Annotated in this window: 11 protein-coding genes and 1 pseudogene; 5 read left to right on the plus strand and 7 right to left on the minus strand. The window is 68.6% G+C overall.

The window, feature by feature from the left end:
• Positions 1 to 199: 199 nt before the first annotated feature.
• Positions 200 to 1075 (plus strand): transposase, encoded by an 876-nt coding sequence (locus tag ACIREE_RS37835; RefSeq protein WP_404163037.1) that lies wholly within the window; start codon positions 200 to 202, stop codon positions 1073 to 1075.
• Positions 1076 to 1219: 144 nt separating this feature from the next.
• Here the strand turns inward: ACIREE_RS37835 and ACIREE_RS37840 are convergent, their stop codons facing one another.
• The 3 genes and pseudogenes from ACIREE_RS37840 to ACIREE_RS37850 form a co-directional block, all read right to left on the minus strand.
• Positions 1220 to 1432 carry a DUF4287 domain-containing protein gene (locus tag ACIREE_RS37840; RefSeq protein WP_404162997.1) on the minus strand — a complete coding sequence of 71 codons (213 nt, stop codon included), beginning with the start codon at positions 1430 to 1432 and terminating at the stop codon, positions 1220 to 1222.
• A 74-nt stretch (positions 1433 to 1506) separates the two neighbouring features.
• Positions 1507 to 1755 (minus strand): hypothetical protein, encoded by a 249-nt coding sequence (locus ACIREE_RS37845; RefSeq protein WP_404163050.1) that lies wholly within the window; start codon positions 1753 to 1755, stop codon positions 1507 to 1509.
• 65 nt (positions 1756 to 1820) lie between these two features.
• Positions 1821 to 2069, minus strand: a pseudogene (locus ACIREE_RS37850) (DUF998 domain-containing protein); the annotation flags it as partial.
• 104 nt (positions 2070 to 2173) lie between these two features.
• On the opposite strand from ACIREE_RS37850, the gene ACIREE_RS37855 reads away from it, so the two are divergent.
• From ACIREE_RS37855 to ACIREE_RS37865, 3 genes are all read left to right on the plus strand, one after another.
• Entirely contained in the window at positions 2174 to 2794 is a 621-nt protein-coding gene (locus ACIREE_RS37855) for a TetR/AcrR family transcriptional regulator (protein ID WP_404163000.1), read from the plus strand.
• 229 nt (positions 2795 to 3023) lie between these two features.
• A complete protein-coding gene (locus ACIREE_RS37860; protein ID WP_404163004.1) occupies positions 3024 to 3707 on the plus strand; it encodes a GAF and ANTAR domain-containing protein in 684 nt (227 codons plus the stop codon).
• Positions 3708 to 4727: 1020 nt separating this feature from the next.
• Positions 4728 to 5240 (plus strand): hypothetical protein, encoded by a 513-nt coding sequence (locus ACIREE_RS37865; protein ID WP_404163007.1) that lies wholly within the window; start codon positions 4728 to 4730, stop codon positions 5238 to 5240.
• Here ACIREE_RS37865 and ACIREE_RS37870 read toward each other — a convergent pair.
• Entirely contained in the window at positions 5182 to 5751 is a 570-nt protein-coding gene (locus ACIREE_RS37870) for a transposase (protein ID WP_404163040.1), read from the minus strand. The two genes, ACIREE_RS37865 and ACIREE_RS37870, sit on opposite strands and share 59 nt — an antisense overlap.
• Here ACIREE_RS37870 and ACIREE_RS37875 point away from each other — a divergent pair.
• A complete protein-coding gene (locus ACIREE_RS37875; protein WP_404163053.1) occupies positions 5674 to 5997 on the plus strand; it encodes an ANTAR domain-containing protein in 324 nt (107 codons plus the stop codon). The genes ACIREE_RS37870 and ACIREE_RS37875 overlap by 78 nt on opposite strands.
• Before the next feature lie 360 nt (positions 5998 to 6357).
• On the opposite strand, the gene ACIREE_RS37880 is transcribed toward ACIREE_RS37875, so the two are convergent.
• The 3 genes from ACIREE_RS37880 to ACIREE_RS37890 all read right to left on the minus strand — a co-directional run bounded on the left by ACIREE_RS37880 (position 6358) and on the right by ACIREE_RS37890 (position 9293).
• The gene (locus ACIREE_RS37880) at positions 6358 to 7596 is read right to left on the minus strand and encodes a PP2C family protein-serine/threonine phosphatase (RefSeq protein WP_404163043.1); all 1239 of its coding nucleotides are present in this window, start codon (positions 7594 to 7596) and stop codon (positions 6358 to 6360) included.
• A 797-nt stretch (positions 7597 to 8393) separates the two neighbouring features.
• Positions 8394 to 8972 (minus strand): dienelactone hydrolase family protein, encoded by a 579-nt coding sequence (locus tag ACIREE_RS37885; protein WP_404163010.1) that lies wholly within the window; start codon positions 8970 to 8972, stop codon positions 8394 to 8396.
• Positions 8973 to 9062: 90 nt separating this feature from the next.
• Positions 9063 to 9293, minus strand: a complete 231-nt coding sequence (locus ACIREE_RS37890; protein ID WP_404163013.1) for a hypothetical protein — start codon at positions 9291 to 9293, stop codon at positions 9063 to 9065.
• Positions 9294 to 9400: the final 107 nt, after the last annotated feature.

Here is a 9400-nt window from a genome sequence, read left to right on the forward strand (position 1 = left end):
CGCAAAGATTCACCCCGACGAGCTGAAGCCAGTAACCGCCGGGCTGGCCGGGAGGCCGGTGGTGTCTCCGACCCCGAAAGCCCTGCGTGATCTGCGCCGGAGGCTGGGCTGTGCGCCGGTGCGGGCGCTGTTCGACGTGCTCGCCGGGCCGCTGGCCCGTCCGACGACCCCAGGAGTGCGGTTCGGCCCCTACCGGACAGTGTCGTTCGACGGCTGCAGTTCGCAGAAGGTCCCCGACACGGAACGAAACCGCGCCTGGCCGGGCCGTACTTCCCACCACGGCTGTCCCACGCTGGAGTTGATGACTCCGGTCGAAACCGGGACGAGGGCGCTGATCGGCGCGCTGTTCGGCCCCACCGCCGAGGGTGAGACCAGCTTCGCCGCCCGGCTCCTGCACCTGCTGCGGCCGGACATGCTGGTGCTGTGGGACAAGGGCTTCGACAGCAACAGCTTCCTCGCCGCCGTGAACGCGACCGGCGCCCAGGTGCTGGGCCGGCTCCGGGCCAACCGCCGAACCCCGGTCCTGACGCGCCTGGGCGACGGCTCGTACCTGTCGGTGATCGATACGGGGAAGGTCCGTGTCATCGACGCGACCATCATGGTGACCTGCGCGGACGGGACCGTTTTCACAAGCTCCTACCGGCTGGTCACTACCCTCACAGACGCCCGCCGCTACCCGGCGCCCCTGCTGGCAGGTCTCTACCACCAGCGGTGGGAACACGAAACGGCTTACTACGCGCTCCGTCACACGATCATGAACGGGCGGGTCCTGCGTTCGGGCGGCCCGGCCGGCGTCGAGCTCGAGCCAGCGCAATCCCACCCACAGCTCCCCGCCGTCTCCCGCGACGACCGGCACACTGCCCTCGCCGGGCGCCGCCGGCATCGGATCCTGGCCTTGCTCGAGAAGGACCCCGACCGCCTCTGGCGACCCCGCGACATCGCCTCGCATATCGGCGACATCACCATGGAGACCATGTATCGACAGCTCTCCAGATGGGCTGAGACCGGCCTCATCCATAAACTCGGACCCGGCCTCTATGCCGCCACAGCATGGACCCCAACACTCCCTGCGTGACCTGCGAGTTCGTTAACTACCCGGCCTTGGGTCAAGTCCCAGGCTCAGCCACCGCACCTCCACCGAAAGGATCGGACGTCACCGGCCGTCCAACCGTGGCGACCATCAAACCGGCGAACCTATGCGGTCACCGTAGATGCCCGGTTACTTGCCGCTGTCTTCGGCGAGGGTGTGGGCGACGAGCGCGTTGGCGTGGCCGTGGCCGATTCCATGCTCGGTCTTGAGCCAGGTGACGAGTTCCATGTGCTTGGTCAGGGGCGAGGCGCGGAGGAGTTCCTTCCACTCCACGATCGGGCGGCCGTACTTCTTCTCGATCGAGGGGAAGTAGCTGGCGGGGCCCTTCACTGGTGCGCTCATGGGTGTTGTCCTGCCTGTTCGCTTCGAAGAGTTCATACTTGTCGTCTTTGTGTCCAACGTCTGGGCGGATGCCGCTAGTTGTGCGTGGCCGGGAGCGTGGTGGCCAGCCGGGCGGTGATTGCGGTCAGCCACAGTAGGCCGAGAGCGGCTCCGGGCGTGAAGGCCGGCACGGTGGCGGAGGACGCGGCGAACCCCGCGAGGACGCCGAGCGGCACCAGACGGGAGCCCAGGGCCCAGCCTCGCTGCCGCCGGGCGGCGAAGTGGCGGGCCGGCACCAGAAAGGACGCGCCCAGGGCGAGGAAGCCCACCATGGCGCTGAGCATGTGGAGATCAGACGCGGCGCCCAGCGGCCTTCGGCTGTGCCGGGCAGCGTGTGGCGGATTCCGGCGCCGGCGATGGCCAGCGCGCCGGTGAGCAGGAAGCTCGCGACCTGGATCCATCCCACGTCGCCCAGGCTGAGCTGGCTGATCGCGTTGCGGGTGCCGTCGAAGCCGTCTTGGGTGAGTCCCTGGACCGCGCCGGTGCCCAGAAACAGCGGAGGACCGGCCGCGATGCCACCGGCAAGCAGAGCCCGGGTCTTGGTCCGCGTCGGCGATACGACGGTGGCAGTGGCTGGAGTGCCGATGGACTGAGTCATTAACCCCCCTGGATGGAACTAGACGGTCTGGTACTCGTTCGGAGTCGGACGCTAGAGTAGCCACGAAGAAACTAGACTGTCCAGTACTGGTGAGGGGATGGGTCATGACGGCAAGCGAGGAAGGCCGGTCGGCGCGCAAGCGCAAGGCGATCATGGATGCGGCGACCAGGGCGTTCATGGCCAAGGGCTACGCCGGGACCAGCATGGACGACATCGCGAAGCTCGCCGCGGTCTCCAAGCAGACCGTCTACAAGCACTTCACCGACAAGGAGAAGCTGTTTGCCGAGATCGTCCTTGCCACCACCCACCGAGTCGACGCCATGGTCGACCTGGTGGCCGACATCCCGGCCGACGCCCACGCCCTCGAAGAGAACCTCACCCGCCTGGCCCGCCAGTTCCTGACCGCCCTCACTCAGCCCGAGGTACTCCAGCTTCGGCGCCTGATCATTGCCAACGCCGACACGTTCCCCCAGCTCGGCGCCGCCTGGTACGAGCAGGGTTTCGAACGTGTCCTGGCCACTCTCGCAACCACTTTCCAACGCCTCGCCGACCACGGACTCCTCCGCATCGCCGACCCCCACCTGGCCGCCAACCACTTCTCCGGCCTACTGCTCTGGATCCCCGTCAACAAGGCCATGTTCCACGGAAGCCCGCAGCACACACAGAACGAACTCGACCGCTACGCGGCCGCCGGGATCAGAGCCTTCCTCGCCGCCTACAGCTGACCTCGGCAACACCCAACCGAGACGCCCCACGCAGGCATACGACCAGCACCGCTGCAGACCTCAACTCGCTGCTCCTGCATCAACTTGACCAGCCGGCACCCCCGAAGGTCTTACAGGGCCAACCACTAAGGGAGCGGGAGACGTGGTGGCCTGAAGCTCGGCGATCAGGTGGGCGCCGTGACAGGCTGGTGTGTCGGCGGTGCGCTGGCCTGGGTTTTCGGAGGGCGATATGGACTGGCGTGACTTTGCCGTGGAGCTGGCCTCGATGGCCCGCACGCTGCGGGATCAGGATTCGGTGGACGGGACGCTGGGGGAGATCAGTGCGGCGGCGGTCCGGCTGGTTCCGGGGTGCGAGGCGGCCGGGATTCTCCGGCTGGCCGGTGGCAGGGCGCGGTCCTATGCGGCCACCTCACCGCTGGTGCTGGACAGCGACCACCTGCAGGAGCGGCTCGGTGAGGGCCCCTGTTTCGACGCGGCCAGGACGGGCCACCCCGTTTTCCGTATCCATGACATGACGACGGAGACGACGCGGTGGCGGCACTATGCGCCCGAGGCACGGTCGCTGGGGATCGGCAGCATGATGGGGTTCCTGCTCTACACCCACGAGCAGGACCTGGGCGCCCTCAACCTGTACTCCTCTTTGGCGGGGGCCTTCACCGAGGACAGTGAGACGGCCGGCTGGCTGCTGGCCTCCCACGCCGCCGTGGCCTTCGCCGAAGCCCGGCAACAGGCCCAGCTGGAACAGGCGGTGGAGACACGCGGCCTCATCGGCGAAGCGATGGGCCTGCTCATGTCCGCCCACAGCCTCAGCGAAGACCAGGCCTTCGACGTCTTGCGCCGCTACTCGCAGGAGAAGAACATCAAGCTGCGAGACGTAGCCCGCCTCACCGTGGAACGCGGCAGCCTGGCCTGACAGACGCAGGGCGGCCCCTGGCTGCTATCCGAACCGGGGGAGACCCCTCGAGACCTGACCACGACCTGCTCGTCGTGTCCCAGGACTCGTGCCCCCGTGCGCAGCTGAAGACAGGCGCAGCCGACAGGCCCCGTGCGGGGTCTGGGCACGGAGCCTGCCGAGCCGTTCATCTTCCCGATCTTCCGCCATCGATACGCGGGGCTGGCTCTGTACGCGAACGGCTCACGTGCTGCGCCCGGGTCGGAGGGGGCAAGACGTCAGTATTTGGCACCGGTAGCGCCAGAAACCTGAACACGTGGGTCCCGGGACCTTCTTCCGCCAGCGCGTGCATCCGCTCTGTGCTCATGAGCGAAGCGCAGGCATAGGCCCGCGCCCCAGGCTCCCAGTCCCCGGGCCGTGCCATGAGGCCGGTGGGGGGCCGCATCGCCGGCTACGCGGCTCCAGCCCTGGCCCTCCGGGCGTGATGGTGAGCAGGGTAATTCCGTGGTCCTGCTCCCCGACGCCAGCAGGGGCAGGGCATCCGACGCCCGAACCAATGTGCTCGGGTCCGTGTGCCCCGGTTGCCGTCGTGTCCGCGGCGGCAACCGGAGCCTCACAGCATCCCACCACCACGACGACGTGTCCCCATGACGGCGCATCCAAAGTCCCAGCCAGGCCCCTGTCTGCCCACTGGCCGGTACCGCCGGGGGAGCTGACGAGACCGGTCCCCGCGAACGGCGCCCTGTCAGGGGGCGGGGCCGCCAGCAGATGCGCAGCGCCGTTTCTCGCCCGCGGGGCCGTTACGGCTGTGGCCCGGGGGCGCCTCCCGAGGGCCGCCCGGTTTTGGGCGTATCGGCAGTCGCGGGGCGTGGGCGCCTGGCACGGTGGGCCGGCGGGGCGAGAACGAAGCCGGTAGCGGTGTTGCACCCGGCTGCTTTTGCGGAGCGAGGCGTTGTGGGCGGTTGGTGGGAACAGGCCGGGGCCGACGTGGGCCGGGGCCGGCCGGGCGATGAACGGGGCTGTGAGGGGCAGACTGGGGGCATGGAAAATAACCGCTCAAGCCGGGCAGGGGATGGCGTGCCTGGGCGGGGCGAGCGTGGACGGCGGCAGGATGCCGCTGCCGCGCGGGAGGAGGCGGTGGTCAAGCGGGAGCAGGCGGCCGACGCGCGGGGGAGTGCTGCGGATGCGCGGGAGCAGCACGCCGATCTGCGGGAAGACGCTGCCGATGTGCGGGAAGACCGGCTTGATACACGGGAGGACCGGCTTGATACGCGGGAGGGGCAGGTTGATACGCGGGAGGGGCAGGTTGATGCGCGCGCCCGGAGGGCGGGACTGACGGCTCCGTCGCTGCGGCAGCGTTCGTATGAAATGCTCGCCCGATCCCGGGGGCTGATCAAGTCCAGCCAGCGTCGTGTGGCGCGCGGTGAAGCCAAGCTGCACCGTGCTGACGACCGCGATGAGCGGGAACAGAGCGCCATCGAGCGCGAGTCGGCCGTCACCGCCGCACGGAGGGCGGAAGAAGACCAACATCGCGGCGAGCCGGGCAGCGCCTGACCGCACGAACCGAAGCGCCGTCTCCCCTCGACACGTATGCAAGTGTGGAAGCGTCATGCAGGCAGTGAAGTCCCCGTTCCGTGGCGCCGGTAAAGCTGAGTCGTTCCGATGGCCGATGGACTTTGCGGGCGGGACGGCGGCCACCTCTCAGGCCCCGGGGTCGAGGCTGCCCGCGGCAGTGGGTGCGGGCCGAGATCGTAGAGTCTCGTGATCCAACTCCAACTCCTGCCACAGGTGCAGGTGCAGGTGCAGGTGCAGGTGTCGGAAATGTGCCGGGGGGTGTCCGGGGGCGCCATATTCGGTTGATCTCCCGGGCAAAAAACACCGAGGCGGCTTTGAGGATCTCGTTCGCCCGCTTCAATTCGGCGTTCTCCTTGGGAAGTTGCCTTAGCTCGTCGCGCTCGCCGGTAGGCAGCCGGTCATCATGTTGGCCATGGTCGACCTCGGCCTTGGGGACCCAGCCGCGCAGGGCCGCCTTATGGATGGTCAGGTCCTTCGCGACGTGCGCGATCGGCCGGCCGGTGGCGCGGACCTCGCGGGCCGCTCGCCCACGCAGTTCATCGGGGTATTCGACCTGCTGCGTCGGCTGTCGCAGGAGACCAATGTCAACCTCCGCGACGTCTGCACGCGTCTGCTCACCGATATCGCCGGTCGGCCCCGGCCCCGCGACCCCCTCTGCGGCCCCGCCCTTGACGACCCGATATTGGCAATATTCTCGCTTTGCCCTGTACGTCACCCGATAGTGGTGACAGTGTGAAGCGCACGTGGGTCTGTAGCTGTCACGGCGTGCCGTGACAGCTTTGCCTCGCGAGGGGTCGCTTAGGAAGCCAGGCGGTGGCCGTCCGTTCTCGCGAGAGCACGACAGCTGTGCACCCGCTGGCCCGGGCTTCCCGGGCAGGCGGGTGCATCCCCGGCCCCGAGCCACGCCCCGACGTGGCCGGCGGCCCATGTGGGGAGTCCTGTACGGCCCCTCTCCAGCCGCATCGAACGAATCACGGCCGTGTGACGCAGCGCGGGGCTGCGCCATCCAGTAGTGCTGTGCCTGGCCTGCATGGCGCCTCACCCTCCTGCTCCGGCTCGAACGCCGTGGTGCTCGGGCTGTCCCCACCGAGAGTGCTCAGCCGTGGGCCGCAGTGTCGGGTACCCCCGCCAGCGATGTGGCGCTCGTGGTCTTGTCCGCTCGGGGGCCGAGCCATTCGCACAGCAGGATGGTGGCGTCGTCCTGGAGGCGGTTGTTGTGGTGGCGCAGGTGGGCACGGGTGAGGCGGCGGAGGGTTTCGGGGACGGAGAGGCCGTCGGCGTGGTGGCGGATGAGGAAGTCGGTGAATCGGGTGAGGCCGAACTCCTCGCCGCGGGTGCGGGCTTCGATGATGCCGTCGGTGTAGAGGACGAGGCGGTCGCCGGGCTGGAGCTGCTCGCGGCAGACGGTGGTGGGCAGGTGCAGATCGGTGCCCATGGGGTGGGCGGGAGGGCAGCGCAGAAGTGTGGTCCAGCGTCCGTCGCGGATGACGACCGGGGGGTGGTGGCCGCGGTTGACCCAGGTCAGCATGCCGGTGGCGGTGTCCAGGTCGGCCAGGATCCCGGTGACGTAACGTGACGGACCGAATTGTTCCAGCAGCACCTGTTCCACGGCGTCACCGAGGTCCTCCAGGGGTGTGCCCTGTCTGCGGTGGTTGCGGCAGGCGCCCACGGCGAGGTTTGCGGTGAGGCCGGCCGCGGTGTCGTGGCCCATGGCGTCGAAGATCGACAGGTGGACGGTGTCGCCGGCGGTGGCGTAGTCGTAGGCGTCGCCCCCGACCTCGTAGGCGGGTTCCATCGCCGCGGCGATGACCACCCGGCCATCGGCATAGGTACGCGGCGGTATGAGCGTCCACTGCATCTCGGCCGCGACGTTCATCGGCCGGCTGCGGGCCAGGCGGGCGTATGCATCGCTGGTGTCCCGGCTGCCCACCACCAGCATCGCCACCAGGGAGGCCAGCGCCAGCATGTCCTCGCGGACGTCCCCTCCGTCCCCGGCGGTGGCCATGTGCAGCACGCCGAGGCGTTCGGTGCCGTCCAGCAGCGGCACCCACCACCCGTACCGGCCGTCCTCACGGGTGGCGGCGGGCACAATGCGCCCGTACTGGTAGGCGCGGCCGGCCACGGTGCCTTCCACGGCCAGCTCCGTGACGTTTCCGCACGCGTCTTGCGCGGCGTCCTGGCCGTGGCCGGTGAGCCGCCGCAGGACGCGGCGCTGCAGGTCACCGAGGTAGATCGATACGTCATGGAGGCCGGCCGGCGCAGCGTGCTCGGCCACCCGCGACGGCAGCACCTCGAACGCCATCAGGTGGCTCTCGGCCAGCAGCCCTGCAAGCATGCGCCGCACCGCCCTGTCCCGCTGCGTCACGAAGAACCTTCCTGTCTCTCACCCGCCTCGACGGCCATCATCTCCTGTCCATCCCTCGGGCCGCCGCCGCGGGTGGCGACCGCTACCGGGAGGACGAGCTGGATCAGGGCCGGTGACGCAGAGCAGACCCGTCCGCGGGCGGACTCTCGCCCCGACGCCAGCAGCGGTGATGCGCAGGGCCTCCGATGCGCGCACCCCTCGTAAGCGACGGACAGCCCTGCCTGCAAGTCTCTCTGCTGATGGGCGAGATCGACATACCAGCCCTCCTCGCCGCGCTTCCGGCTGGCTTCGTTCACTTCAAGCGGCTCTGGTCCGCTTTGTGCGGCGTCGGCTTGGAGCACTGCTTCGTACTCCTGACGAAGGCGTCTGAACTGCGAAGTGCTGAGCCGCTTGTCGACCGGGCATCGCAGCTTCTGCGGGCTCCACACAAAGTGGACCAGAGCCTCTCAGCGGGAGTCGTTTCGCGATGAGTGCGGGAGTCACTGGTTGGCTCTCGACATGATAAATCGCGATGACTTTTGGGCTCTGGCCCACTCTCTGTGGTGCTGGGCAGGGGCGCCTCTGCGCTGTCCTGGCAGAGGTGCCTGATCTGCGCCGCATCTGCGTTGCCGCTGCCCAGCGACGCGATGGCGACCGGCTCCACACGAAGTGGACCAGAGCCCGAAGAAGCCGTCACAGTCAGGACGGCCCGTCCACCGGGGCGGTGGACGGGCCGCGCGGTCGTCAGCCGGACAAGAGCAAGTTGTTGATGCCCTTACTTGATGCCCTTACTTGATGCGATCGAGGAAGCCGAGCACGCGATGGTTGACCTGCTTTGCGGCCTGTTCGTCGTAGGACGGCAGGCTGCTGTCGGTGAACAGGTGGCTTTCTCCCCGGTAGAGGAACAGCTCGGCATCCGTCGCCGTCTCGACGAGCGCGCGGGCGGCGTCCACATCGCCCTCCCCGGCGAAGAAGGGATCTTTGTCCATGCCGTGGATCTGGACCGGGACGTCCTGGGGCCAAGGGCCGCCGAACTCCGAGACCGGGACGCATGCCTCGAGCAACAGTGCGCCCTTTGCGCCGGAGCGGGTCTGGGCCAGCTTCTGGGCTGGCAGGACGCCGAGGGAGAAGCCAACATAGACGAGCTCGGCAGGCAGCCCCTCCGCGGCGCCGGTTCCGCGCGCGGTGATCGTGTCGAACCCGGCGGTCTCGGCGTAGCCGGCGCCCTCCTCGAGGCTGTCGAATACCTGCCCCTCGTATAGGTCTGGGGTGTGGACGGTGTGTCCGGCCCGTCGCAGTTGCTCGGCGAACTCCCGAACGCCTGCGGTCAGCCCGTGTCCATGGTGGAAAACCAGAACCTCAGCCATGTTGCTCCCCTCGTGCTGCGGTACCCGAGCGGCGCCGCGGCACGAGTATGGGCCGCAGCACTGACATCCGCGGGCCTCGGCGGGGCAGGGTCAGGTTGGTGGTCCCAGTTCGGTCAGGTGGGCTTCGAGGTCGGCGACGCGCCGGTCCTGGAACCGCAGGTTGGAGCGGGCGGCCTTGAGTCGCTCGTCGAGGGTGCGGTTGTCGGTGGTGAGCTGGCGGACGCGCTGCTTGAGGGTGGCGTTCTCAGTTGTGATCCGCTGGATGGCTTCCTCGGGCCATTTGGACTGCAAGTCACGGATTTGGCCGAGGAGTTCACCCATGCGGGTCCGTTGTGAACCGTTCCGGGTTCGGTAGGGACTCGATCGTTTGAGAGGATCGAGTCATGGCACGTCCTTCCCAGTACCCGCTTGAGCTGCGCCGTCGTGCG

Origin of the sequence: Streptomyces sp. NPDC102467, from assembly GCF_044765445.1 — a bacterium.
Classification (GTDB): domain Bacteria; phylum Actinomycetota; class Actinomycetes; order Streptomycetales; family Streptomycetaceae; genus Streptomyces.

Bases quoted from the DNA above. Each gene is read 5' to 3' on its own strand.
- ACIREE_RS37885 (WP_404163010.1), bottom strand. From the start codon at position 8,972: ATGGCTGAGGTTCTGGTTTTCCACCATGGACACGGGCTGACCGCAGGC.
- ACIREE_RS37880 (WP_404163043.1), bottom strand. From the start codon at position 7,596: ATGCTTGCAGGGCTGCTGGCCGAGAGCCACCTGATGGCGTTCGAGGTG.
- ACIREE_RS37855 (WP_404163000.1), top strand. From the start codon at position 2,174: ATGACGGCAAGCGAGGAAGGCCGGTCGGCGCGCAAGCGCAAGGCGATC.
- ACIREE_RS37845 (WP_404163050.1), bottom strand. From the start codon at position 1,755: ATGCTCAGCGCCATGGTGGGCTTCCTCGCCCTGGGCGCGTCCTTTCTG.
- ACIREE_RS37890 (WP_404163013.1), bottom strand. From the start codon at position 9,293: ATGGGTGAACTCCTCGGCCAAATCCGTGACTTGCAGTCCAAATGGCCC.
- ACIREE_RS37865 (WP_404163007.1), top strand. From the start codon at position 4,728: ATGGAAAATAACCGCTCAAGCCGGGCAGGGGATGGCGTGCCTGGGCGG.
- ACIREE_RS37875 (WP_404163053.1), top strand. From the start codon at position 5,674: ATGGTCGACCTCGGCCTTGGGGACCCAGCCGCGCAGGGCCGCCTTATG.
- ACIREE_RS37860 (WP_404163004.1), top strand. From the start codon at position 3,024: ATGGACTGGCGTGACTTTGCCGTGGAGCTGGCCTCGATGGCCCGCACG.
- ACIREE_RS37840 (WP_404162997.1), bottom strand. From the start codon at position 1,432: ATGAGCGCACCAGTGAAGGGCCCCGCCAGCTACTTCCCCTCGATCGAG.